General features: G+C 71.6%; 22 protein-coding genes and 1 tRNA gene. 12 read left to right on the forward strand and 11 right to left on the reverse strand.

What is annotated here, in order from left to right; all coding sequences use genetic code 11:
• Positions 1 to 2: 2 nt before the first annotated feature.
• The 3 genes from ABZ321_RS39085 (at position 3) to ftsZ (ending at position 3,711) form a co-directional block, all read left to right on the forward strand.
• Entirely contained in the window at positions 3 to 1,388 is a 1,386-nt protein-coding gene (locus ABZ321_RS39085) for a HAMP domain-containing sensor histidine kinase (RefSeq protein ID WP_344503448.1), read from the forward strand.
• A gap of 162 nt (positions 1,389 to 1,550) precedes the next feature.
• Entirely contained in the window at positions 1,551 to 1,988 is a 438-nt protein-coding gene (locus ABZ321_RS39090) for a hypothetical protein (RefSeq protein WP_354900605.1), read from the forward strand.
• A gap of 4 nt (positions 1,989 to 1,992) precedes the next feature.
• Positions 1,993 to 3,711, forward strand: a complete 1,719-nt coding sequence (gene ftsZ, locus ABZ321_RS39095) for a cell division protein FtsZ (protein WP_354900606.1) — start codon at positions 1,993 to 1,995, stop codon at positions 3,709 to 3,711.
• On the opposite strand, the gene ABZ321_RS39100 is transcribed toward ftsZ, so the two are convergent.
• From ABZ321_RS39100 to ABZ321_RS39120, 5 genes are all read right to left on the reverse strand, one after another.
• On the reverse strand, positions 3,699 to 4,631 hold the full coding sequence (locus ABZ321_RS39100) for a TAXI family TRAP transporter solute-binding subunit (RefSeq protein ID WP_354900607.1): 933 nt from the start codon (positions 4,629 to 4,631) through the stop codon (positions 3,699 to 3,701). The genes ftsZ and ABZ321_RS39100 overlap by 13 nt on opposite strands.
• 64 nt (positions 4,632 to 4,695) lie before the next feature.
• Positions 4,696 to 5,304, reverse strand: a complete 609-nt coding sequence (locus ABZ321_RS39105) for an HAD family phosphatase (protein WP_344503452.1) — start codon at positions 5,302 to 5,304, stop codon at positions 4,696 to 4,698.
• A complete protein-coding gene (locus ABZ321_RS39110) occupies positions 5,301 to 6,386 on the reverse strand; it encodes a glutamate--cysteine ligase (protein ID WP_344503453.1) in 1,086 nt (361 codons plus the stop codon). Before ABZ321_RS39110 ends, ABZ321_RS39105 begins: the two co-directional genes overlap by 4 nt.
• Positions 6,380 to 7,357 (reverse strand): aldo/keto reductase, encoded by a 978-nt coding sequence (locus ABZ321_RS39115; RefSeq protein ID WP_344503454.1) that lies wholly within the window; start codon positions 7,355 to 7,357, stop codon positions 6,380 to 6,382. Before ABZ321_RS39115 ends, ABZ321_RS39110 begins: the two co-directional genes overlap by 7 nt.
• 18 nt (positions 7,358 to 7,375) lie before the next feature.
• Entirely contained in the window at positions 7,376 to 9,157 is a 1,782-nt protein-coding gene (locus ABZ321_RS39120) for a 5'-nucleotidase C-terminal domain-containing protein (RefSeq protein ID WP_344503455.1), read from the reverse strand.
• Between the two features lie 202 nt (positions 9,158 to 9,359).
• Here ABZ321_RS39120 and ABZ321_RS39125 point away from each other — a divergent pair, with 202 nt between their 5' ends.
• A complete protein-coding gene (locus ABZ321_RS39125; protein ID WP_344503646.1) occupies positions 9,360 to 10,844 on the forward strand; it encodes a M28 family peptidase in 1,485 nt (494 codons plus the stop codon).
• On the opposite strand, the gene ABZ321_RS39130 is transcribed toward ABZ321_RS39125, so the two are convergent.
• A complete protein-coding gene (locus ABZ321_RS39130) occupies positions 10,831 to 11,457 on the reverse strand; it encodes a TetR/AcrR family transcriptional regulator (protein ID WP_344503456.1) in 627 nt (208 codons plus the stop codon). The genes ABZ321_RS39125 and ABZ321_RS39130 overlap by 14 nt on opposite strands.
• A 78-nt stretch (positions 11,458 to 11,535) precedes the next feature.
• On the opposite strand from ABZ321_RS39130, the gene ABZ321_RS39135 reads away from it, so the two are divergent.
• Complete coding sequence (locus tag ABZ321_RS39135) at positions 11,536 to 12,348, forward strand: hypothetical protein (RefSeq protein ID WP_354900608.1); 813 nt, start codon at positions 11,536 to 11,538, stop codon at positions 12,346 to 12,348.
• Between the two features lie 28 nt (positions 12,349 to 12,376).
• On the opposite strand, the gene ABZ321_RS39140 is transcribed toward ABZ321_RS39135, so the two are convergent.
• From ABZ321_RS39140 to ABZ321_RS39150, 3 genes are all read right to left on the reverse strand, one after another.
• Positions 12,377 to 14,425 carry a hypothetical protein gene (locus ABZ321_RS39140; RefSeq protein WP_354900610.1) on the reverse strand — a complete coding sequence of 683 codons (2,049 nt, stop codon included), beginning with the start codon at positions 14,423 to 14,425 and terminating at the stop codon, positions 12,377 to 12,379.
• A gap of 66 nt (positions 14,426 to 14,491) precedes the next feature.
• A complete protein-coding gene (locus ABZ321_RS39145) occupies positions 14,492 to 15,352 on the reverse strand; it encodes a hypothetical protein (RefSeq protein ID WP_354900612.1) in 861 nt (286 codons plus the stop codon).
• Positions 15,353 to 15,358: 6 nt separating this feature from the next.
• A complete protein-coding gene (locus tag ABZ321_RS39150; RefSeq protein WP_354900614.1) occupies positions 15,359 to 16,627 on the reverse strand; it encodes an EAL domain-containing protein in 1,269 nt (422 codons plus the stop codon).
• Between the two features lie 125 nt (positions 16,628 to 16,752).
• Between ABZ321_RS39150 and ABZ321_RS39155 the strand changes: the two genes are divergently transcribed.
• Both ABZ321_RS39155 and ABZ321_RS39160 read left to right on the forward strand, forming a co-directional pair.
• The gene (locus tag ABZ321_RS39155) at positions 16,753 to 17,292 is read left to right on the forward strand and encodes a hypothetical protein (RefSeq protein ID WP_344503461.1); all 540 of its coding nucleotides are present in this window, start codon (positions 16,753 to 16,755) and stop codon (positions 17,290 to 17,292) included.
• A complete protein-coding gene (locus tag ABZ321_RS39160; protein ID WP_344503462.1) occupies positions 17,293 to 18,114 on the forward strand; it encodes a fused MFS/spermidine synthase in 822 nt (273 codons plus the stop codon).
• Between the two features lie 9 nt (positions 18,115 to 18,123).
• Here ABZ321_RS39160 and ABZ321_RS39165 read toward each other — a convergent pair.
• Positions 18,124 to 18,197, reverse strand: a tRNA-Leu gene (locus tag ABZ321_RS39165).
• Positions 18,198 to 18,280: 83 nt separating this feature from the next.
• Between ABZ321_RS39165 and ABZ321_RS39170 the strand changes: the two genes are divergently transcribed.
• From ABZ321_RS39170 to ABZ321_RS39190, 5 genes are all read left to right on the forward strand, one after another.
• The gene (locus ABZ321_RS39170) at positions 18,281 to 18,892 is read left to right on the forward strand and encodes a response regulator (protein WP_344503463.1); all 612 of its coding nucleotides are present in this window, start codon (positions 18,281 to 18,283) and stop codon (positions 18,890 to 18,892) included.
• A gap of 152 nt (positions 18,893 to 19,044) precedes the next feature.
• A complete protein-coding gene (locus ABZ321_RS39175; RefSeq protein WP_354900616.1) occupies positions 19,045 to 20,349 on the forward strand; it encodes a branched-chain amino acid ABC transporter permease in 1,305 nt (434 codons plus the stop codon).
• Between the two features lie 10 nt (positions 20,350 to 20,359).
• Positions 20,360 to 21,355, forward strand: coding sequence for a branched-chain amino acid ABC transporter permease (locus tag ABZ321_RS39180; protein WP_344503464.1), 996 nt, complete (start codon positions 20,360 to 20,362; stop codon positions 21,353 to 21,355).
• Positions 21,345 to 22,334 carry an ABC transporter ATP-binding protein gene (locus tag ABZ321_RS39185; RefSeq protein WP_344503465.1) on the forward strand — a complete coding sequence of 330 codons (990 nt, stop codon included), beginning with the start codon at positions 21,345 to 21,347 and terminating at the stop codon, positions 22,332 to 22,334. Before ABZ321_RS39180 ends, ABZ321_RS39185 begins: the two co-directional genes overlap by 11 nt.
• Entirely contained in the window at positions 22,331 to 23,131 is an 801-nt protein-coding gene (locus tag ABZ321_RS39190; RefSeq protein ID WP_344503466.1) for an ABC transporter ATP-binding protein, read from the forward strand. Before ABZ321_RS39185 ends, ABZ321_RS39190 begins: the two co-directional genes overlap by 4 nt.
• 124 nt (positions 23,132 to 23,255) lie before the next feature.
• On the opposite strand, the gene ABZ321_RS39195 is transcribed toward ABZ321_RS39190, so the two are convergent.
• Complete coding sequence (locus tag ABZ321_RS39195) at positions 23,256 to 24,512, reverse strand: ABC transporter substrate-binding protein (RefSeq protein WP_344503467.1); 1,257 nt, start codon at positions 24,510 to 24,512, stop codon at positions 23,256 to 23,258.
• Positions 24,513 to 24,682: the final 170 nt, after the last annotated feature.

Below are 24,682 nucleotides of genomic sequence, written 5' to 3' on the forward strand. Positions count from 1 at the left end.
CCGTGCGGGTCCGCCTCGTCGCCACGTACGTGCTGCTGCTCCTGCTGGTGCTCATCGCGCTCGAGGTGCCGTTCGCGCTCAGCATCGCGAGCCGCGACACCCAGCAGGTCGTCGCCGACCGGCTCGCCGACGCCAGCCGCTTCGCCACGATCGCCGAGCCGGCGCTGCGGGCACCCCGCGAGACCGACGAGCTCGCCGCCGAGCTGGCCCGCTACGACGCGGTCTACGGCATCGCCGCGATCGTGCTCAACCAGGACGCGGTCAACATCGTGTCGTCCCGCCCCGGTGCCAACCTGGTCGACCTCGCCGACAAGGCGGTGCTGCGGCAGGCCCACCGCGCCCTCGAAGGCCGCGAGGCCAGCGACGACGGCACGATCTGGCCGTGGCGGACGGCACCCTTCGTGGTCGCGGTCCCGGTCGGCCGTGGCGGCGAGGTCATCGGGGCCGTCGTCACCGTCTCGCCCGTCGGCGGACGCGTCACCGGCGTCCGCACCACCTGGAGCATCCTTGCCGGCGGCGGGCTGGTCGTGCTGTTCGTCGGCATCGTCGCGGCCTGGTCCTTGGCCCGCTGGACGCTGCGCCCGGTCGCCGAGCTCGACGCGGCCGCCCACGAGCTCGCCGCCGGTGACTACGCCGCCCGCGTGCCCGCCGCCGACGGCCCGCCGGAGCTGCGCCGCCTCGGCACCGCGTTCAACGAGATGGCCGCGACCGTCGCCGACTCCCTGGAGCGGCAGCGGGCGTTCGTCTCCCACGCCAGCCACCAGCTGCGCAACCCGCTGACCGCGGTGCGGCTGCGGGTCGAGGACCTCGGCGCAGACCTCACCGACCCGCAGGCCGTCGAGGGCCACCGGCTCGCCGTCGAGGAGGTCGAACGCCTCGGCGAGGTGCTCGACAGCCTCCTCGCGCTCGCCCGCGCCGAGCGGGGCCGCTTCGAGCTCGCCGACATCGACGCCGGCGAGGTCGCGTGGGCGCGGGTCGTCGCGTGGCAGCCCGTCGCCGCGAAGAAGCACATCACGCTGCGCTACGTCCGGCCGCCGCACGCCCTGAAGGCCCGCGCGCTGACGACCGCGCTGGACCAGGCGCTGGACGCGCTGATCGACAACGCCGTCAAGTTCTCGGCCGAGGGCAGCACCGTCACGGTCCGCCCCACCGCCGACAAGGGCGGCGTCGCCGTGCACGTGATCGACACCGGGCCGGGCCTCACCGAGCAACAGCGCGAGCTGGCCACCGAACGGTTCTGGCGGGCGCCCGGCACGCAGAACGTCGACGGCAGCGGTCTCGGCCTGCCGATCGTCGCGGTCCTCGTCGAGGCGTCGTCGGGCCGCCTGGACCTGCTCGCCAACGAGCCGAGCGGCCTGCACGCGCGCCTGTGGTTCCCGAGCCCCTGACCCGAGCCCCTGACCCCGGCCGGGGTGGCGACGGTCGGGGCGGCGACGGCCGGGGCGGCGACGGCCGGGGCGGCGGCAACCGCCGGGCGGTGCGGAAGAACTGGCGGATCGGCGGACCGGCGCGGACACCCGACGCATCGAGCGCTGTGACATCGTGGCTCCGTGAACCCTGAGACACGCATCGTGGTCGGCGACAGCACGGCGGACACCGAGGAGCTGTGGCGGTGGCTGCGGGAGGAGCCCGAGCTGCGCGGCCGGCTGCGGCTCGCCCAGGAGCCGCCGCCCGAGGGCACCATGGGCGGCACGACCGCGCTGGTGGTGCAGGCCGCCGCGACCGTCGCCGGGGCGGGCGCGCTGTGGGTGGCGCTCGCGAAGTCCGTCGGCGTGTGGCTGACCCAGCGGCGTGCCGACATCGCGGTCACCGTGAAGACCCCCGACGGCAGGGAGATCACCCTCGACGCGAAGCGGGTCGCTGACCCGCAGGCGTTCCTCCGCGAGGTCCTGAACCAGCCCGCGATCGAGCCCGGAGCCCAGCCCGGAGCCCAGCCCGGAGCCCAGCCCGGAGCCCAGCCCGGAGCCCAGCCGGCCGGTCAGGGCTGACGGGGTGCGGCTCCCCGACCCGGCGCGGTCCCGGGCGGTGCTCATCGGCACCGGCACGTACGCCTCCGCGGCGCTGCCCGACCTGCCCGCCGTCGCCAACAACCTCGACGCGATGCGCCGCGTTCTCACCGACCCCGACCTCGGCGGGCTGCCGCCGGAGCACTGCGTGGTCATCCAGGACCCCGCCGACGACACGTCCGTCCTCGACCAGCTGTGGAACAGCGCCGTCGAGGCCGAGGACACCCTCATCGTCTACGTCGCCGGGCACGGCCTGCCGGGCCCGCGGACCGGGGAGCTGTACCTGGCCATCGGCACCACCGACGTCGACCGGCTGCCGTTCCGCACGCTGCGCTACGACGACCTGCGCACCGTCGTCATGGACCGGGGCCGGTTCCCGGCCGCGAACCGGGTCGTCGTGCTCGACTGCTGCTTCTCCGGCCGGGCGATCCCGGCGATGTCGGGGGAGAGCATCGTCGGCCTGACCGGCATCGAGGGCGTCTACATCCTCACCGCCACCGCGGCGAACCATCTCGCGCTCGCGCCGCCCGACGCGGAGCACACCGCGTTCACCGGGGAGCTGGTGTCGCTGCTGCGCTCCGGCGTGCCGGACGGCCCGGAGCTGCTGACCCTCGGCCTCATCTACGAGCGGGTCCTGCACACGATGGTGTCCCGCGGGCTGCCCCGCCCGGAGCAGATCAACCGGGACACCGCCGCCCGGCTCGCGCTGAGCCGCAACGCCGCGTTCGCGGCCGTCCTCCCGGCACCGCGGCCGGCGCCCACCGCCGCCGTCCCGGCGTCGCCGCCCGACATCAGGGTCGTCGGCATCGGCGGCGGCGGGATCAACGCGGTGAACCGGATGATCGAGGAGCGGATCGACGGCGTCCGGTACATCAGCGTCAACACCGACGCGCAGACGCTGCTGATGTCCGACAGCGACGTGAAGGTCGACATCGGCGAGGCGGTCCGCGGCCTCGGCTCGCGCGGCGACCCCGAGACCGGCCGGCTCGCCGCCGAGGCGCACGAGGCCGACCTCAAGGCCGTCCTCACCGGGGCGGACCTCGTCTTCCTGGCGTGCGGGGAGGGCGGCGGCACCGGCTCCGGCGGCGCGCCCGTGGTCGCCCGCGTCGCCCGCTCCCTCGGCGTGCTGACGGTCGGCGTGGTGACCCGGCCGTTCGCGTTCGAGGGCCGCAAGCGGCAGGCGGTCGCCGACGAGGGCATCACCGAGCTCCGGAAGCACTGCGACACGCTGATCGTCATCGCCAACGACCGCCTGCTGAGCCTCGGCGACCGGAGCGTCAGCATGATGGACGTGTTCCGGGAGGCCGACCGGGTCCTCGACACCGCGGTCCGCGGCATCGCCGGCCTGCTCACCGCGCCCGGCATCATCCGCATCGGCTTCGACACGGTCCGGGCCGCCCTGACCGGCGGCGGCACGGCCCTGATCGGGGTCGGCCAGGCCGGCGGCGACCAGCGGGTCGTCGCCGCGGCCCGGGCGGCGGCCGGCGGGCTGGAGCACCTCCTCGACGACCGCGTCGACGGCGCCCGCACCGTGCTGGTGTCGGTGTCCGGCGACGCCGGCGTCACCTACGACGAGGTCGCCACCGCGATGGAGGAGATCGCCGGCCGCGCCCACCCGGACGCGGAGATCGTGTTCGGCGCCGCGCTCGACGGCGCCCTCGGCCCGCAGGTGCAGGTGGTGGTGGTCGCCGTTCAGGCCTTCTGAGCGCGGTAGTAGCGGACGGCGCCGGGGTGCAGCGGCAGCGGCGGGGTGCTGATCGCGGAGCGGATGTTGAGCCGGGCCGCCGCCTGGTGCGCCTTGGCGAGCTCGTCGCGGCCCTCGAAGAGCAGCCGCGTCACGCCGTAGGCGAGGGGCTCGGGCATCGACCCCCGCACGACGAGATAGTTGGCGATGCCGATCGCGACCGTCGGGTTGATGCCGTGGTACGCCGAGGCGGGCACGACCCGCTCCGCGTAGTAGTTGCCGAACGCCTTGCGCAGCGGCTGGACGAACGTGTCGAGGGCGAGGAGCCGGATCGGGAACTTCTCCGCCAGCTGCCGGATCAGGCCGACGGCCAGCCCGCCGGAGAAGAAGAACGCGTCGATCTGGCGGGCCTGCAGCGCCTTGACCGAGTCGTCGAGGTTGAGCGGGCGCTGGATGATGCTCGCCTTGAGGCCGGCCCCGGCGACGTCGAGGATGTGGTCGGCGGTGCCCGCGGTGCCGGAGCCGGCGGCGCCGACCGACACCTGCCTGCCGTGCAGGTCCGCGACGGTCTCGATCGGGCTGTCCCGGGCGACGACGAGGTGCACGTAGTCGTCGTAGATGCGGGCGAGCGCGGCGAGCTGCCCCGGCGCGGCCCGGTCGCCCTCGCCGGCGGTGTCGGCCTGGGTGAAGCCGAGCTCGGCCTGGCCGGCGAGGATCGCGCCGACGTTCTCCTTCGACGCGTTCGTGGTGAGGACGCTGGCGTGGACGTCCGGCAGGTACCGCTTCGTGAGGTCCGCGATCGCCTTGCCGTACTGGTAGTAGACGGCGCCCGTGCTACCGGTCGCGATCCGCAGGTTTCCGGTCGCCCCGGCGCCGTCCGACTCGCACGCCGAGAGCAGCAGGGCGCCGGCACCGCCGAGCAGGAGCGCCCGGCGGTTCACGAGAGCCCGCCCGTCGGGAGCGCCCGGCGGTTCACGCCGGCCCGCCCGGTAGGAGCGCGCCCGCTCATGCCGGGGCGTCCTGCAGGCACGCCGTCAGGATCTCCAGGGTCTCCTCCGGGGTGCGGTGCCGGACCGTCGTCATGCCCAGCGCCCGCGCCGGCTTGAGGTTGCCCGGCAGGTCGTCGACGTAGACGCACTCCTGCGGCGGCAGCCCGATCGCCGCCGCGCCCAGCACGTAGATCTGCGGGTCGGGCTTGCGCACCCCGACGTCGCCGGAGATCACGATCCCGTCGAACAGCTCGTCGAGCAGGATCCGGTCGTACCGCTGAGAACCCCACGAATTGGAGATCAGGCCCGTGCGGATGCCGCGGCCGCGGGCGGCCCGGACGAAGTCGAGCATCGCCACATCGGCGGTGGTGGCGCCGAGGAGCCGCTCGATGAGGCCCTCCGGCGACACCCCGAGCAGCGCCGCGAACCCGGCCTCGAACTCGGCGTCGGGCAGCGTGCCGTCCTCCAGGCCGCCGAGCAGCGACCGGGCGGCCGGGTCGTCGCGGAAGAGGTCGCGGACCGTGCCGGGCGGCAGGCCCTCCCGGGCGCAGAACGCGTCGAAGGAGGCGAACACGTCGGTGGTGAGGACCCCGCCGTAGTCGACCAGCAGCCCGCGCAGCGTCATCCGGAACCTGTCCCTTCGGCCGTCTCCTTTGCCAGGGACTGTACGACCTCGCGGTGGTCCTTGAGCGCCCGCTGCCGGGTCGCCGACGTGCCGCGCCCGCGGAGGTCCTCCAGGAGGTCGACGGCGATCTCCCACTCGCCGCGGGCCTCGAGGGCCGGGCGGACGTGCTCCATCAGCGCGTCGACGCGGGCGATCGCCGGCAGCGCGGACCGGGTCGACGGGTCGACGAGGTGGCCGCTGAGCCCGGACCGGGCGGCCCGCCACGTCGCGGCCCGCAGCAGCACCTGCGGCGCCTCCGGCAGGGGCCGGCCGGCGGCGTCGTCGTCGGCGGCGACCGTGACGAGACCGCGGGCGAGCGCGGCGAGCAGCACCGCGTCGTCGACGTTCGGGCACGAGTCGGCGACCCGCACCTCGACCGTCGGGTACCGCGCGGACGGCCGGGCGTCGAAGTAGACCATGCCCGCGTCGCTGATCACGCCGCTCTCCACGAGCGTGTCGACGACCCGCTGGTATTCCGCGGCGGAGCCCAGGTCCGGCGGCGGGCCGACGGTCGGCCAGCGCGACGTGACGACCGTGCGGTAGGACGCGTAGCCGGTGTCGTTGCCGGCGAAGTACGGCGAGCTGACGCTGAGCGCGAGCAGCGCCGGCAGCCACTCCCGGATCCGCCGGGTGATCCGCACCGCGAGGTCCCTGTCGGGCACGCCGACCTGCACCTGGCACGCGGCGACCTGCTGCTCGTCGACGAGCTGCCGGTACTCCTGGGCCATGCGCTCGTAGCGCTCGTCCGGGTAGACCCGGCTCGGGGCCGCGCCCGAGCCGGGGACCGTGCCGGCGGCGACGATCGCCAGGCCGTGCCGCCCGGCGGACTCCACCAGGGAGCGGCGCTTCTCGATCAGGTCGGCGCGCAGCGCGGTGAGGTCGGTGTGCACGGCGGTGGCCGTCTCGACCATCGACCGGTGCAGCTCCGGCTCGGCGTCGGCGCCGCGCAGCACCCGCCGGGCGGACGGCGACAGCTCGCCGGTCTCCGCGTCGACGACGTGGAACTCCTCCTCGACACCGATGGTGTCGCCAGTCGCTACCACCTGCTGTGGACCGACTGGCGGATGAGGTCGTCGTACACCTCGCGGACCGCCTCATGGGTGGCGGCGGGCAGCGGGTCGGCGCTCCCGACGGCCGCGTTGGCGCGGGCCTGCTCGCCGCTGCGGGCGCCCGGGATGACCACCGACACGGCGGGGTGGTCGACGATCCAGCGCAGCGCGAACTGCGCCATCGTCAGCCCTTCGGGCTTGAGCGGCGCGAGCCGGCGCACGGCGGCGAGCCCGGTGTCGTAGTCGACACCGGAGAACGTCTCGCCCTGGTCGAACGCCTCGCCGTGCCGGTTGTAGGTGCGGTGGTCGTCGGCGCCGAACGTGGTGTGCTCGTCGTAGCGCCCGGACAGCAGGCCGCTGGCGAGCGGGACGCGGGCGATGATGCCGACGCCCATCTTCTCCGCCGTGGGCAGCACGTCGTCCAGGGGCTTGAGCCGCAGCATGTTGAAGATGATCTGCACGGTGGCGACGCCGGGCCGGGCGATCGCGGTCAGCGCCTCGGCGACCGTCTCGACGCTCACCCCGTAGGCCTTCATGCGGCCTTCCTGCACCATCAGGTCCAGGCCGTCGAACACCTCGTCGGTGGAGTACACCTCCGACGGCGGGCAGTGCAGCTGGACCAGGTCGATGGTGTCGACGCCGAGGTTCTCCCGGGACCGGTCGTTCCACGCGCGGAAGTTGTCGAGGTTGTACCGGTCGGCCTCCTGCGGCACCCGGCGCCCCATCTTCGTGGCGACCGTGATGCCGGGCCGGTCCTTGATGAAGGCCCCGACGAGGCGCTCGCTGCGGCCGTCGCCGTACACGTCGGCGGTGTCGATGAACGTCACGCCCGCCTCGTGCGCGGCGGCGAGGGTCGCGAGCGCCTGGTCCTCGTCGACCTCGCCCCAGTCGGCGCCGAGCTGCCACGCGCCGAGCCCTACCACGCCGACCGGGGCACCGGTCCGTCCTAAGATCCGTTCCTGCATGCCGCCCAGAGTATGGCGTTACGCGAAGACCGGCACGTTCTCCCGCACGAGCCGCCAGTTCGGGGTGAAGAAGTCGGCCGGATCGATCGAGCCCTTCGCCTGCGCCCAGTCGATCAGCAGCTGCCGGATCTCCTGCTGCGCGTTGTACACCTGCGACTTCACGATGCCGGGGAAGTTGCCGCCGCCGGAGCGCCGGTAGTTGTTCACCGCGACCACGAACTGCTCGGTGTCGCCGACGGGCGTGGTGGTGCCCGGGTGCACGAGCCGCGTGATGCGCTGCCCGACCGGCTTGCTGATGTCGATGTCGTACTCGACGCCGGAGATCACGTCGTAGTTGTAGTCCGGCACGGACGGGTCGTTGATCGTCGCCGGGTCGACGGGCGCGCCGACCGGCAGCGTCACGAAGTACTTCGCCGAGTACTCCAGGTAGGCGCGCACCTCGGCGCCGGTCAGGACGACGGCCTCCAGGGTGTTGTCGTAGATGTACAGCCCCGCCACGTCCTTGATCTTGACGTCGCCGGCGGGGAACACCGCGGTCCGCGAGAACGGGGCGGCGATCGACAGCACCGGCAGCGCCGTGCCGAGCGCGGCGGTGACCGTGTCGGTCTGGACCTTGTTGATGTAGTCCAGGATCGCGGTGTCCTTGTAGCGGGACTCGGCCGCCGACAGCGTCTCGGTGGAGGTCGCGACGACCTGGTTGACGTAGGCGACGGTCTTGTTGTGCTGCGCCCGCACGGCGGCGACGACCTTCGGGTCGGCCTCGACCGTGTTGGTGTTCAGCGACGTCGACGCCTTCGACGTGATCACCCAGCGGCCGCGGTCGCGGCTGAGCTGGAAGTCCATCCGGGTCAGCCGCTGGCCCCACCGCGACGGCTCCGACAGCAGCACCTGCGCGCCGGTCGCCGTGTTGGTCACGAAGCGCTGCGGGATGTCGCTGTGCGCGTGGCCGAAGAGGATCGCGTCGATGCCGGGGACCTGCTCGGCGATGAGCGCCGACGGGTTCTCGTTCGGCAGCTCCGGGCCGTAGCTGGACTTGCCGCTGTCGCCGCCGTGCGCGGAGATGAGCACGATGTCGGCGCCGCGGCGGCGCATCTCGGGCACGTACTTCGCGGCGGTGGCGACGCAGTCCTCGAAGCGGAGCGTGCCCTCGACGTTGGCGCGGTCCCAGATGGCGACGCCGGGGTTGGTGAGGCCGAGGATGCCGACCCGGAGGTTCGGCGCGCCGTGGCCCAGGTCGACCTTCTTGATGACGTACGGCACGAACGCGGGCCGGCCGGTCTTCACGTTGACGGCGTTCGCCGCAAGGGCCGGGAAGCCCAGCTGGCGGATCCACAGGGCGAGCAGCGGCAGCCCGTAGTTGAACTCGTGGTTGCCCAGGGTGACGGCGTCGTAGTCGATGACGTTCATCGCCCGCGCCATCGGGTGCTTCTCGCCGGTCGTGGTGATCGGCTCCTGCTTGGCGTAGTACGTCGCCAGGGGCGTGCCCTGGATCGTGTCGCCGGCGTCGAGGACGAGGGTGGCCTTGCCCCGCCGCTCGGCCCGGATCTGGTTGACGAGCGTGGCGACCTTCGCCAGGCCGATGTCGTTGTGGGCGCTGTCGTCGTACTCGGCGTCCTTGTAGTAGTCCCAGTTGTAGACGTTGCCGTGGGTGTCCGAGGTGCCGAGCAGCGTGAGGTCCCAGGTTGTGGGTTTCGCCGCGGGTGCCGCGCCCGCCTCGCCGCCGGCGACGAAGGGTGCCGCCGCCGTTGCCGCCGCGGCGGCCAGGACGGTCCGCCGGGAGGTGCCTGAAGGGTTGTTCATGTCCGGCACCTTATGCGTGTATCAATGCGATGAGCGAATCGAAAGCTTGACGCATTTCGATGTCTCTCGGGACCATGGCAGACGGCCAGGCGGCTGACGGCTGACCTCTCCCGCCGGGCCGTGACCCCCTCGACCCCCGGGAGCTGTCCACGTGAAGAAGGTCCGCACCGTCGCGCTGGCGGTGGCCCTGGCGGCCACCGCGCTGCCGGCGCCCGCCTCGGCGGCGCCGGCGAAGATCCTGCTCGCCGCCGCGCCCAACATCTCCGTTGCCAACGTCAAGGCGCACCTGAGCCAGCTGCAGAGCATCGCGACCGCCAACGGCGGCAACCGGGCCCACGGCCGGCCCGGCTACCTGGCCTCGGTCAACTACGTGAAGGGGCAGCTCGACGCCGCCGGGTACACCACGGTCGTGCAGTCGTTCACGTACAACGGCGCCACCGGCTACAACCTGATCGCGGACTGGCCGGGCGGCGACCCCGACGACGTGCTGATGGTCGGCGCCCACCTGGACAGCGTCACCGCCGGGCCCGGCATCAACGACAACGGCTCCGGCTCCTCGGCCAACCTGGAGGTCGCGCTCGAGGTGTCCCGGCAGGCGCTGAGCACCACCAAGCACCTGCGTTTCGGCTGGTGGGGCGCGGAGGAGCTCGGGCTGCGCGGCTCGACCGCGTACGTCAACAGCCTGTCCGCGGCCGAGAAGGCGAAGATCAAGGCGTACCTGAACTTCGACATGGTCGGCTCGCCGAACGCCGGCTACTTCCTCTACGACGGCGACAACTCCGACGGCGTCGGCTCCGGCCCCGGCCCCGCCGGCTCGGCCGCCCTCGAGCAGACGCTGAAGGACTACTTCACGTCGATCGGCGTGCCGACGGAGGGCACCGACTTCGACGGCCGCTCCGACTACGGCCCGTTCATCGCCAACGGCATCCCCGCGGGCGGCATCTTCACCGGGGCGGAAGGCACCAAGACCGCGGCCCAGGCCACGAAGTGGGGCGGCACGTCCGGCACCGCGTTCGACGTCTGCTACCACCGCGCCTGCGACACCACGAGCAACATCAACGACACGGCCCTGGACCGCAACAGCGACGCCATCGCATACGCGGTGTGGACCATCGCGACCAGCACCCCGGTCCCGCCGGGCACCACCGTCTACAGCGACACGTTCGAGACGGCCACCGGCTGGACCACGAACCCGTCCGGCACCGACACGGCCACGGCCGGCGCGTTCGAGCGGGGCGACCCGGCCGCCACCAGCTCCGGCGTCGCGCTGCAGCTCGGCACCACCGTCAGCGGCAGCTTCGACCTGGTCACGGGCGCGGCGGCGGGCAGCAGCGCCGGGACCTACGACGTGGACGGCGGGGTCACCAGCATCCGCTCGCCCGCGATCACGCTGCCGGCGGTGCCGTCAGGTGGCACGCTGACGCTCTCGTTCTCCTGGTACCTCGCCCACCTCAACAACGCGACCAGCGCCGACTACCTGCGGGTGCGCGTCGTCGGCAGCACCACGACGACCGTGTTCACCCAGGCGGGCGCCGCGTCGAACCGGGCCGGCGCGTGGGCCACGGCCTCGGTGAGCCTGACCGCCTATGCCGGGCAGTCGATCCGGATCCTGATCGAGGCGAACGACTCCGGCACGGCCAGCCTGGTCGAGGCCGGCGTCGACGACGTCAAGATCACTCGGTCGTGACGGTGCGGGGCCGGTCCTCGTGGCCGGCCCCCATCAGGGCCGCGATGCCGCTCATGTACGACTCGCGGTCGACCTCGCCGATGAGCACCCGCTGCAGGATGTACCCCTGGATGAGCCCGAAGAGCGCCGAGCCGATCGCGACCGGGTCGGCGCCGGCGGGCAGCTGGCCGCTCTCCTGGGCGCGCCGGGCCAGGGCGACCGCGTTGCCCCGGATCCGGCCGTAGATCTCGGTGATCAGCCCGGAGAACTCGGGGTCGTGCACCGCCTCGCCCCACACCTGCACGGCGATGCGGACCGTGCCGTCGTCGGTGAGGTTGATGTCGATCTGGCGCAGCAGGTCGTCGATCACCGCCAGCACGGGTGGCGGCGGGTCCTGCCGCAGCAGGTGGTCGGCGGTCGCCTGCACCACACCGATCTTCTCGCCGGCGATCGCCTTGATCAGCGCGGCCTTGCTGTCGAAGTAGCGGTAGAACGCCCCGACGGACAGCTCCGCCTCTTTGATGACATCCTGCATGGACGTCTGGTGGAACCCGTTGCGCAGGAAGCAGCGCGTCGCCGCGTCGATGATCTGTTCCCGGCGGGCGGCGAGGTGGGCTTCGGAGACGCGCGGCATCCTCTGATTATAGAGCGAACGCTCGCTTTCCAAATCGGGGCGTGCGTTTTCCCCGCCCAGGTGCCATGATCCACCGCTGTGACCGCTCTGCTCGCCCGCCGCTGGCGGGTGCCCGCCGTCCTCGCCGTGATCGCCGTCTGCGCCTGGGTCTCCTGGTTCACCCAGGTCGGCCACGAGTGGTTCACCCAGGCGGTGGCGCTGCCCGTCCCCGCCCTGATCGCGGTGTTCATCGCGCCCACCTGGCGGGTCGGGGTGCCTGCGGTGGCCGCGCTGCTCGTCGCCGCTCCCGCGCTCGTGCTGCTGTCGACCGGGCGGGCCGGGGTGCTGCAGCCGCCGGCGACGGACTGGTTCGTGCCGTACGTGCTGCTCGCCCTGATCGCCTGGGCGGCCGGCTTCGCGTTCCGGGTCCGGGCGGCCGGGCCGGACGCCCGGGGCACCCTGCTCATGATCGGCGGCGGGGTCGCGGCCCTGCTCCTGTGCGTCGGGACCATCGTCGTCGGCGGTGGCGGCAGGGCGCTGCCGTCCGGCGACGCCAGGCAGTGGGTGCACGGCGACGACCTGCCCGACGGGGTAGGGCTGCGCCGGATGGTCGTCCGGGGCGGCTGCGAGACCGGGGAGGGCGAGATCGTGGAGTGCCCGCAGGCCAGCGAGTTCTGGGCGACCGACGGCCGGTCCACCGGGGAGGTCATCGCGCAGCTCGTCGGGGAGCTGCGCGCGCTGGGCTGGCCGGTCACGGAGCAGGCGCCGGGCTTCTACGTCGGGTGCCTGCCGATGCGGGGCGTGCTGACCTGGGACGACAGCATCTGCGCCGAGGTCGCGGCGGCCGGCGAGGCATCGCTGCGGCCGGATGAGCCGAACAGCCCCACGTCCGTCATGCTCACACTCGGGTAGCACCGCACCCTCGGACGCAGGTAGCGCTTCAGACGCGGGTGGCGCTGAAGATCATGGTGGTCATGACGACGCCGCCGGCGCCGGCGTTGGCCAGCATCAGCCTGGGGGAGAGGCGGGTCACCGGGTTCGTCTTGTCGACCGCGGTCGCCTTGCGGTTGCCGGTCGAGAAGGCGGTCAGCTCGATCCCGCCGTCCGCGGTCGGCTTGCAGGTGACCTGCAGCGGCGTCGAGGCGGTCGGCGGCGGGCCGGCGTTCTTCGGCTTCGCCGACGCGGCGAGCCTCGCCGGCTGCCCGCCGGTCAGCTTGAAGATCTCGATGATGCCCTCGGGGCCGACCTCGAAGGTGTAGCCGTTGCCCAGGTCGGCGCCGTCGAGGCAGGCCGCGCCGATCTTGGCGCCGCCGGCCGCCTTGCCGATCGCGGCGAACTCCAGGTCCATCGTGAAGCCGGCGCCCTGCACCGCGAGCCGCTGCTCCGGGCCGGGCGCGACGCAGCGGATGTTGGGCTGCTCCGCGGTGACCCGCAGCGCGTCCGGCACCTCGACCTTGCAGCCGCCCGCGGCGCCCCACGGCACCTTCTGCTGCAGCGCGGCGACCGTCTTCGTGCCCTTGAGCGTCCACGGCCCGACCGACGTGACGGAGCACGCGATGACGGGCCGCTGCGTCCAGCCCGCCGGGAGCATCGGCTTGTCCAGGGGCAGGAACGACTGGCCGTACGGGACGCCGAGGTACGCGCCGTAGGACTGCTCGCAGACCGCCTTCGCGGCCGCGTCGACGGCCTCGCGGCCCGGGTCCTCCAGGAACGGCAGGTGCCCGACGTACGTGACCTCGCCGATGTGCGCGGCGTTGCACGGCGTCACGTAGCGCAGCTGCGACGACCCGCCGATCCAGTCGAAGCACTCGCCGGCCTTGAGCTCGAACTGGTCGCCGACGAACAGCTCGGCGGCCGCCTTCGACGGGTCCGCCAGGGCCCGCGCGATCCGGTCGCCGTCGTCGTTGCCGGTGACCTGCAGCCCCTTGTCGAGCAGCGCGACCAGCGACGGCGCCAGGCCGTCCACGGGCACGGCGGTGTCGTGGACCGCCTGCCGGTGCGACGGGGACAGGCCCGCGACGACGACCACCTTGCCCTGCTCGGTGCGCAGGTAGTACTCGAAGCCGAGCCAGTGCCCGGCGCCCGCACCGACCAGCGGCACCAGGACCGCGACGGCGAGCACCGAGTAGCCGGCGACGGTGCCCCACGCGCGGCCGACGGACGCGGCGATGACCGCCGCGGCGCCGACGAGGACCCCGCCGAGCAGGCCGATCGCGCCGCCGGTGGACAGGATCAGGCGCAGTGGCTCGGCGAGCAGCCAGCCGGCGAGCCCGCCGGCGCGGGACGTGCCGCCGTCCAGGAGGCTCGGGTTGCCGCGGACCAGGTGCAGCAGCCCGAGCGTGGCCAGGGCGATGCCGGTGGTGCGGGTCAGGACCCGTTCGCGCAGGTAGTGCCCGGTGGCGACGGCCAGGTCGCGCAGTTCGGCGCCGGTCCACAGCCGCCGGTCGACGATCGGCACCAGGGGCAGCTGCCACGGCCAGGTGGCCCGGGGCAGGCGCGGCAGCGGCCAGAGCAGCAGCAGCGGCAGGACCGGCAGCACGTACGCCGCGTAGCCGAACCCGAACGTGAGGATCGCCGTGGCGACCCCGTGGACCGGCACCTGCGGCACCCACAGCAGCGCGACGAGCACGACGACGACCGCCGCGATGATCCCGATCCGCCGCCACGACGGCCGCTTCGGCCGGGGCCGGGCGGGCTTCTCGAGCGGCTGGTCAGGGTCCTGGACGGGAGCCGGCCCGCGGCGGCCCCGCCGGTGCGACCCAGCCTCGGCGGTGGCCGCGCCCTGCCAGTCAGTGAGGGCGGCGCGGACCTGGTCGGTGGCGGCGACGCCCAGCAGCAGGCCCGCGACCAGCGTCAGGACGACCTGCCAGATCGGCGGCGCCGCGGCGATCCCGAGCAGCGTGGACAGGCCGAGGACGGCCGCGGTTGCCAGGGTCAGCAGCGCGACCGCGGGTAACGCCGCGCGGACGCGCGCACCGACCTCGGACATGGCTCTGGAGCATGGCACCCGCCGTACCCCATCGCAACTGGCCTAAGTCTGGCTTAAAAGTTTGCGTCACATCTCGGTGCGGTTGGCGGCGCAGGCGTCGATGACCGGCTTGAACGCGTCACGCTCCGCATCGGTGATCTTCAGCTCCGTGTACAGCGGCGGGCCGCCGTCGAGGCTGAGCCAGGCGGGGAACACGTACGGCTTCTTGATCTCGGCGAGGGCGTGCGGGGTGCAGCGCTCGCCGTCGACCACGACCGGGACCGTCACCTCGGTCTGCCCGGGCTGCAGCACCGCGTACGGCTTCGGCGTCTGCTCCCGCGCGGGCAGCGGCAGCACTTCGAGCAGGATGCTGCCGACGAACTCCTGCAGCGTCACGGTGCCGGTGTACCCCGTCCGCTTCAGCACCACGGTGCCGTTGAGCCAGCCGCTCGGCAGGTGCGTCCAGGGGCCGAACGTGAGCGAGACCTGCCGGTCCAGGTACGCCTGCTGGCAGTCGATAGCGAGCAGCTTGTCGAGCATCGGGTCCGGGTCGGGCAGCGGCAGCCGCAGTTCGTGGAGCTTGCCGTCCTCGGTACGGACGGCGAATCCGACATGCGAGGCGGCGCTGCGGGGCTTGAGCTCGTCGCCCTGGCAGATCCCCGTGCCGTAGGAGACGGGCACGTCGACGCGCAGGCCGCCGACGGGCAGCGGGGCGTCGACCGCGACCGGCCCGACCCCCTTGAACGAGGGCGCCTGCAGCTCGACCCGCTCGACGGTGACCTTCGCGGGGCCCTCGTTGTGCATGGAGATCTGCACCGTGTGCCGGACCTCGTCGACCCGGCCCTGGGTCAGCTCGATCCGCAGCTTGACCGGGCTCTCCTTCTCGCCGCCGCCGTTGCCGCAGCCGGCCAGAAGGGCGAGCACCACCACCAGCGCCACCCGCTTCATAACCGCCTATGTTGGCACGATCCAGTGCAGGAGCGCACGGGCCGCTTCGAGCACGAGGTCGCGGTCGTACGTGAGGGCGTAGGTGAACCGCCGGTCGTCGTCGGGTCCGTCGTCGGCGAGGTCCCGCGCGACGAGGGCGCCGGCGAAGTGCGGCCCGACGACGACCACGTTCCACTCGCCGCGCAGCGGGTCGTCGCCGGCGATCGCGGCGCCCCTGACGCCCGGCACCGGTGCGCTCGGGATCTCGGTGCCGAGGGCGCAGACCAGGGCGGCGGTCCGCGCGACGGTCGCGTAGCGGCGGGCGGTCGGCGGGGTCAGGAACCGCGCCTCCTGGAAGCAGCCGAGCAGGATCGGCGGCTCCGCCGCGTCGAGCGCCTTCTCCTCCAGGTATCGGCTCAGCGGCATGAGCATCCGCTTCGTCGCCTCGGCGGTCGGGCGGCGGCCGGCGACGATCTCGTACGGAGTCCTGGTCCCAGTCCCGGCGGGCGGCGCGACGAACGGCACCGGCAGGGTCGCGCTGCGCTCGGCGACGTCCTCCGGCAGCGGCCCCGGCCGGCCGAACAGCCAGCCCTGGCCGAGCGTCGCGCCCATGCCCAGAGCGGCGGCGACGTGCTCGCGGGTCTCGACCCCCTCGGCGAGGATCGCGGAGCCGGTGCGTTCGGCGTAGGCGACGATCGCGTTGACGACGCGGGCGGCGTAGGCCCCCTCGGGCTGCTGGGTGAGGTGCCGGTCGACCTTGACCACGTCCGGGTGCACGAACGGCATGACCGCCAGGGACGCGGGCTCGGCGCCGACGTCGTCCAGCGCCACGCCCCAGCCGGAGCCGCGGCACGCCTCGGCGGCGGTCAGCAGGGCCGCCGGGTCGTCGGCGATCGCCCGCTCGGTCATCTCGACGACGACCCGCAGCCGCAGCTGGGCGTCGAGGATGGCCGGGGCGAGGTCCGGCGGGCACGGCACGCCGAGCGCGGCGGGCTCGGCGTTGACGAACAGGGTGAGGCCGAGCGGCAGGCCGGCGTCGATCGCGGCACGGTACGCGGCGGCGCGGCAGACCCAGTCGAGCTCGGCGAGGCGCCCGGCCCGGCCGGCGGCGTCGAACAGCTCCAGCGGCGCCTCCCACGGCGTGCCGGCCGGGCCGCGGGTCAGCGCCTCGTAGCCGACGACCTCGGGCCGGTGGCGGCGCCACGAGTCGAGCCGCACGATCGGCTGGAACACGGTGGTGACGGCACGGGCATCGATGACGTCGTCGATGCTCTTGATCAGGGTGGTGCCGTCCATGTCTTTCGGTTCGGCCCGGAAGCTCCAGAACTGAGACAAATCGCCGGTTTCGCTGGCTTTGGGCCCCGCTCCGCCCTGCCTACCGCCGCGGGCGCCCCGGTGCATGCTCCGGTAGGTTGGCGGTGATGCGACGTGTACTGGTGGTGGCGCTGCTGCTCGGGCTGACGGCCTGTACGTCGGCGGCTCCGTCCTCGTCCGCCTCGCCCGGCGGCTCGGGTGGCTCGGGCGCGGTCGTGAAGACCGCCGGGTGCGGCGCGTCGCCGTCCGGGGACCTGGTGGAGGTCGTCTCGCAGATCGACGCGAAGGGCGAGGCCGACTTCGCGGCCGTGTTCGCCGGAGCCCGGGTCGGCGACGACGGCGTCGAGGTCTACCGCAAGCCGTCCGCCGACCTGGACAAGTGGATCACCGGCACGTTCGCGGCGTCGTGCGTGCTCGTGCACGACGCGAAGTTCTCCGCCGCCGAGCTGGCGAAGCGCTACCAGCAGGTCAACGACGACAACACCTACTGGGCCGAGCAGGGCGTGCACGTCAACAGCGTCTCGTCCGACTTCGTGCGCGGGGTGGTCATCGTCGGCACGGAGGAGGTCGACAAGGGCAAGCCGCTGTTCGCCGCGCGCTATGCCGACGGGCCGCCCGTGGAGCTCGTGGACGAGGCACCCGCCTAGATGGGTGGGTGGCGGGAGATCATCGACGGGATCGGCGAGCGCACCGAGTTCGGCAACGCCAGGCTGGTGCGCGACCCGCGCCGCAAGGGCGGCTGGACGCTGCTCTTCGAAGAGGTGCAGCAGTCGTACGTCGACGTCGCGGACCCGACCTACCTCAGCTTCGAGTACACCCGCCGCATCGCCGCGGTCGTCGACACGATGGCACCGCAGGCGCGCCCCCTCACCGTGCTGCACCTGGGCGGCGGCGCCTTCACGATGCCGCGCTACGTCACCGCCACGCGCCCCGGCTCCACGCAGGTGATCGTCGAGCGGGACCGGCGGCTCGCCGACTTCGTGCAGCGGGTCGTGCCGCTCGCCGACGCCACCGGCGTCTCGTTCGTCTTCGGGGACGCCCGAGAGGTCGTGTCCGACATTCCGGATTCGTCCTACGATCTCGTCATCGGCGACGTGTACGACGCCGCGCAGATGCCGGAAAGCGTGTCGGACGTCACGTTCGCCGCGGAGGTGGCCCGGATCCTGCGCCCCGAGGGGGTCTACGCGGTCAACGTCGCGGACCTCGCGCCCCTGACCTTCTCCCGGGGGCAGGCGGCCACCCTGCGCACCGCCTTCGCCGACGTGTGCCTGCTCGTGCGTCCGGAACTCCTGCGGGGCCGGCGCTTCGGCAACGTCGTTTTTGCGGCGTCCCGCGGCGCGGACCGGCTTCCTGTCGCGCGGCTGGCCGCGATCCTCGGGCGGGACCGGCAGCCCGCGCAGGTCGTCGGCGGCGCCGGACTGGACCTGCTGACCGCCGGCGCGGACCCGGTCGTGCTGCCGCCCGCGTGAGATCTTGCGTGCCCCGGGTGGGATTCGAACCCACACTGTCGGAGGTTTGAGCTCCGTTCCTCTGCCGATTGGGATACCGGGACGGGTACGCCGCACCAGGGTACCCACTAGTCTGATCGCGGCGGTAATCGCCGTCAGTCGTGTCGGATCGGATCGGGAGTTGCGCGTGGCCGAGGCACAGAGCCGTCGGGTGCTCATCGCGGAAGACGAGGCGCTCATCCGTCTCGACCTCCGGGAGATGCTCGTCGAGGAGGGCTACGACGTGGTCGGCGAGGCCGGCGACGGCGAGACGGCCGTCCGCCTCGCCGAGGAGCTCAAGCCCGACCTGGTCATCATGGACATCAAGATGCCGATCATGGACGGGCTGGCCGCCGCGGAGAAGATCGCCGGCGCGCGCCTCGCGCCGGTCGTCATCCTCACCGCGTTCAGCCAGCGGGACCTGGTCGAGCGCGCCCGCGCCGCCGGCGCGATGGCCTACCTGGTGAAGCCGTTCCAGAAGAGCGACCTGGTGCCGGCGGTGGAGATCGCCGTGTCGCGGTTCGCCGAGCTGGCCGTGCTCGAGCAGGAGGTCGCCACGCTGACCGACCGGCTCGAGACCCGCAAGGTCGTCGAGCGCGCCAAGGGTCAGCTCATGGCGACCTACTCGATGAACGAGCCGCAGGCGTTCAAATGGATTCAGCGCACCGCGATGGATCATCGAATGACCATGCGCGAAGTGGCGGATCGGATCATCGCGGAAACCGCCACCGGTAACAGCACGGTAACCCCTGAGTCCTGACCTTTTACCTGCGCAGGGCGTGTCTGCGCAGGTAGTGCTCAGGGTCGAATAACGGCTTGGTAACGGACCGCAATCGGCTTCTGGGGCGGGCTATGATCCGCCAGTCCCGAGGGTCGGGACGATTGCTGCCATCTGTTATTCGAGGAGCACCATTGCGTAGAGCCGTGATCATGCTCACGGCCTTCCTGGCCTGCGTGATGCTCTCCTTCGGTCTAGGCGCCACAAGCGCGTGGGCCGAAGGGGAAGCGCTGCAGGGGACGTTGACCAACAACGGCGCTCCGGTCGCCGGTGTCAAGATCAAGGCGTCTACCCAGGACGGCGCGCCCGCCGGTGAGGCCACATCCGACGAGCAGGGCAAGTGGAGTATTCCCGTAACCGGTCCGGGCACCTACAAGGTGGAACTCGATGTAGCGTCGCTGCCCTCCGGGGTCGGTCTCACCAACAACCGGCCCGTGCTGCCCACCGTCACCGTGGCGGACGGGCAGCTGCGCAACGTGCTGTTCCCGCTCGGCGCGGCCGGCACGACCGGCGGCAGTGGCAACAACCAGCCCGGCACCAAGACCGAGGGGTCGTCGTCGTTCGACCGCGTCGCCGACCTGCTGTACTCCGGCCTGCACTTCGCGCTGATCATCGCGCTGGCGGCGCTCGGCATCTCGCTGATCTTCGGCACCACCGGTCTGACCAACTTCGCCCACGGCGAGATGGTCACGCTGGGTGGCCTCATCACGTTCCTGTTCAACGTGACGATCGGGATGCCGCTGGTGCTGTCCGGCATCATCTCGGTGGCCATCGGCGCCGCCCTGGGCTACTTCCAGGACCGCGCGTTCTGGGGCTGGCTGCGCAAGCGCCGCACCAACCTGGTCACCATGATGATCATCTCGATCGGCCTGTCGCTGCTGATCAGGTACGTCTTCCTGTACTTCTTCGGCGGTGAGTCGCGCAACTTCGCCGACTACAACGCCCAGGCGGGCGTGCAGTACGGACCCTTCCTGATCGCGCCGAAGAACCTGATCGCCGACGGCATCGCCCTCGTCGTCCTCGCCGCGGTGTCCTTCGCGCTGGTCGGCACCCGGCTCGGCAAGGCCACCCGCGCCGTCGCCGACAACCCGGCCCTGGCCGCCGCGTCCGGCATCAACGTCGACCGCATCATCCGCCTCGTGTGGACGATCGGCGGCGGCCTCGCCGCGCTCAGCGGCGTGATCCTGGGCGCCTTCCAGGGCGTGGGCTTCCAGATGGGCTTCCAGATCCTCCTGCTCATCTTCGCCGCGGTGACCCTCGGTGGCTTCGGCACGGCCTGGGGCGCGCTGCTCGGCAGCCTCGTCATCGGGTTGTTCATCCAGCTCTCCACGCTGTGGATCCCGACCGAGCTGAAGTCTGTGGGCGCCCTCGGGGTGCTGATCGTGATCCTGCTCTTCCGGCCGCAGGGCATCCTCGGCCGCCGGGCCCGGATCGGCTGAGGGGACGACGATGAACTGGGAAAGCATCTTCAGCGTGTCGTTGGAAGCGATCATCGGTTCCACCGCTATTGCCTACGCCCTCGCGGCCATCGGACTCAACGTCCACTTCGGCTACACTGGCCTGCTCAACTTCGGCCAGTCCGCCTTCCTCGGCGTCGGCGCCTACGGCATCGCGATCACGGTGGCGACCTTCGGGCTGCCGCTGTGGCTCGGCGTCCTCGTCGGCCTGCTCGCGGCGGTGGTCCTCGCGCTGCTGCTCGGTATCCCGACGCTGCGACTGCGCGCGGACTATCTGGCCATCGTCACGATCGCCGCGGCCGAGATCATCCGGCTCTTCTACCGCGCCACCGACCTGCGCAAGTGGACGGGCGCCTCCGACGGCCTGCAGAGCTTCTCGCAGGACTTCTACGCGCTCAACCCGTTCGCCGGCGGCAAGGGCATCGACCTCGGACTCATCACGTTCACCGACCGTGAGCTGTGGATCCTGGTCGTCGGCTGGACCCTGGTGCTGCTCAGCTGCCTCGTGGTCTGGCTGCTCATGAGCAGCCCGTGGGGCCGCGTGCTCAAGGCCATCCGGGAGGACGAGGACGCCGTGCGCAGCCTCGGCAAGAACGTCTTCTCGTACAAGATGCAGTCGCTGGTCCTCGGCGGCGTCATCGGCGCCCTCGGCGGTTTCGTCTTCGCCCTCGACCGGGCGGCGGTCCAGCCGGACACGTACGGCACGGAGTTCACGTTCTTCGCGTACACCATCGTGATCCTCGGCGGCGCGGCCCGGGTCTTCGGCCCGGTCGTCGGCTCGATGATCTTCTGGGTCCTGCTGGTCTTCATCGACTCGGCCCTGAGCGAGGCCTCCAACAACAAGGTCTTCCCGGAGTGGTTCATGACCACCTCGCAGGCCGGCTCCGTCCGGTACATCCTGGTCGGTCTCGGCCTCATCCTGCTGCTGATCTACCGGCCGCAGGGCATCTTCGGCGACAAGAGGGAGGTCATGCTCGATGGACGTTGAGAACAAGCCCGACCGGGCCGCTCGGGCGCGAGCCGTGCAGGCCCTGGCCGGCCTGCCGTGCGAGCCCGGCGTCCCGAAACCGGACCCGATCCTCGTCGCCGACAACGTGGTGCGCCGCTTCGGCGGCCTCACCGCCGTCGACGTGAAGCACGTCGAGATCCAGCGCGGCTCGATCACGGCCCTCATCGGCCCCAACGGTGCCGGCAAGACGACCTTCTTCAACCTGCTCACCGGCTTCGACGCGCCCGACGAGGGCTCGTGGACGTTCAACGGCAAGTCGCTGTCCGGCGTGGCGGCGCACAAGGTCGCGCGGGCCGGTATGGTCCGCACCTTCCAGCTCACGAAGGCCCTGTCCAAGCTCAAGGTCATCGACAACATGCGGCTCGGCGCCACCGGGCAGCGCGGCGAGAGCTTCTGGCGCGCGCTGCTGCCCGGCACCTGGAAACAGCAGGAAGCCGAGGTCACCGCCCGCGCCGAGGACCTGCTCACCCGGTTCAAGCTCATCGCCAAGAAGGACGACTTCGCCGGCAGCCTCTCCGGCGGCCAGCGCAAGCTCCTGGAGATGGCCCGGGCGCTCATGGTGCAGCCGGAGATGGTCATGCTCGACGAGCCGATGGCCGGGGTCAACCCGGCGCTGACGCAGTCGCTGCTCGGCCACGTCAAGCAGCTGCGTGAGGACGGCATGACCGTCCTCTTCGTCGAGCACGACATGGACATGGTCCACGACATCAGCGACTGGATCATCGTCATGGGGCAGGGCGGCGTCATCGCCGAGGGCACCCCGGACAAGGTCATGGCCGACCCGCGCGTGATCGACGCCTACCTGGGCGCGCACCACGACGGCGCGGTCAAGACCGTCGGCGGCGAGGAGGTGGACGCCTCTACGCTGGACGAATCCGACGGCGAGGTGACCCTGATCGGCGCCGTCGACGAGCTTTCTGCTGCTCCTGAAGAAGACCCGAAGGGGGGACCGGCATGACCGTTCCGATCGAGGACGACGCCCCGGTCGCCAGCAACGAGATCGTCGACCGCGGCGACCACCTGGCACACGCCGACGGGGCGGTCCTGCGGGCCGACGACGTCGTCGCGGGCTACCTGCCCGGCGTCAACATCCTCAACGGCGCTGACCTGTACGTGCACGACGGCGAGCTGGTGGGCATCATCGGCCCCAACGGCGCCGGCAAGTCGACCCTCCTGAAAGCCATGTTCGGCCTGGTCAATATCCGCTCGGGGGCAGTCACCCTGCGCGGGGAGAACATCACCAACCTGAAGGCGCACGCGCTGGTGGAGCGGGGCATCGGCTTCGTCCCTCAGAACAACAACGTCTTCGCCGCGCTCACCATCGAAGAGAACCTGCAGATGGGCACGTTCCTGAAGCCGAAGCGGTACAAGGAGCGCTTCGACTTCGTGACCCAGCTCTTCCCGACCCTGGCCGAGCGGCGCAAGCAGCGGGCCGGGCTCATGTCGGGCGGTGAGCGGCAGATGGTCGCCATGGCCCGCGCGCTCATGATGGAGCCGACCGTGCTGCTGCTGGACGAGCCCTCAGCGGGCCTCTCGCCGGCGCTGCAGGACGAGGTGTTCTTCCGGACCAAGCAGATCAACTCGACCGGCGTGACGGTCGTGATGGTCGAGCAGAACGCCCGCCGTTGCCTGCAGATCTGCGACCGGGGATACGTCCTCGATCAGGGCCGCAATGCCTACACGGCGTCCGGTCAGGATCTGATCAACGACCCGCGGGTGATCGAGTTGTACCTGGGTACGCTCGCTCGCGCCTGAACCATCGTTTTTGGATTCCCGCGCCTGCCGTTTGTTCTTCGGCAGGCGCGGGATTTCTTTGTGTGGTGCACCTATGGAAAAGGGCCCCACCGCTTCCGCGGTGGGGCCCTTTTGCCTATTCAGATCAGATCTTGCCGTTCTGGTACTTCACGTCCGACGTGAGCTTGTTGTTCTCGTCGTAGGTGTAGACACCGATGGTGGCCTCGGCCGGGTCGCCGGCGTCGTTGAAGGAGATCGGGCCGCTCAGGCCGTCGTAGTCGATGTCCTTCTTCTGCTTGATCAGGTCCGCGCAGGACTTGAAGTCCGTGCACTTCTCGCCGCCCTTGGAGACGGTGATCAGGTGCTTCGCGATCTCGGCCGGGTTGTCGCTGCCGGCCTCGAGGGCCGCGAGGGCCGCGAGGATGGTGGCGTCGTAGGACTCGACGGCGTAGTTCCAGTCCTTCAGGTCCTTGTTGATCTCAAGGGCGCGCTTCTTGAAGTCGTCCTTGGTCGCGGCGCCGGGCTGGGTGCCCTTGTAGCCCTTCAGCGTGCCGGGGGCGAAGTCCTTCGAGTAGTCGGCGATGTTGCCGTCCACGAAGTACCACTTCTTGGTCTTGAGACCGGCCTCGATCAGCTTGGGGACGATCTTCTTGGTCTCGTCGAAGCCGATGATGGCGATGGCGTCCGGGTTGGCAGCCTTGATCTTCGCGACGTCGGCCGAGAAGTCCGCGGCCTTCGGGTCGTAGGTCACCGACACGGCGACCTTGCCGCCGCCGCTCTCGATCTCCGCCTTGGCGTTCTCGGCGAGGCCGGTGCCGTAGGAGTCGTTGAGGACCAGCATGCCGGTGGTGGCGTTGCCGTCCTGGACGATCAGGTCACCGAGGACGCGGCCCTGCAGCGTGTCCGGCGGGGCGGTCCGGAAGTAGAGACCCTTGTCGTTGTAAGTGGTCAGCGCCGTCGACGTGTTGGCCGGCGAGATCTGGACCACGCCCGCGCCGGTGATCTTGTCGATCACGGACAGCGAGACGGACGACGAGGCGGCACCGATGATGACGTCGGTCTTGTCCGTGAGCAGCTTGTTGACCGACTGGGTGGCGATGTCCGTGGAGGTGTCGCCCGAGTCCATGTGCTGGATCGTGACGGGCTTGCCCAGGACGCCACCGTTGGCGTTGATCTCCTTGATCGCGACGTCGACGCCCGCGAACTCCGGGGGGCCGAGGAACGCCAGCGAGCCGGTCTGCGGCAGGATGGTGCCGATCTTCAGAACGCCGTCGCCAGGGGCGGCACCGCCGGTGGTTGCGCCGGTGCTGGGCTTATCTGCATCGTCACCACATGCACTGAGTGCCAGGACGGCAGCGCTCAGCACGGCGACCGAGCGCCATGCGAGGTTGGGGCGGATCATCACCTGTCTCCTTTTTACAGCGCGGTAGGCGTGGTTGCGCCTAGATGCCAAGACGCTGATAGGGGCAGAACCTAATGAAACTCGGGTGCTGGCACTAGGCCTTCGGGGCAACACGCCCCAGGAAGTTGCGCAGTCGTAATCTTCCTGTTCGCAACCGTCGCGGGAATCGG

It is taken from the genome of Dactylosporangium sp. NPDC006015 (genome assembly GCF_040614215.1).
Taxonomy (GTDB): Bacteria; Actinomycetota; Actinomycetes; order Mycobacteriales; family Micromonosporaceae; genus Dactylosporangium; species Dactylosporangium maewongense.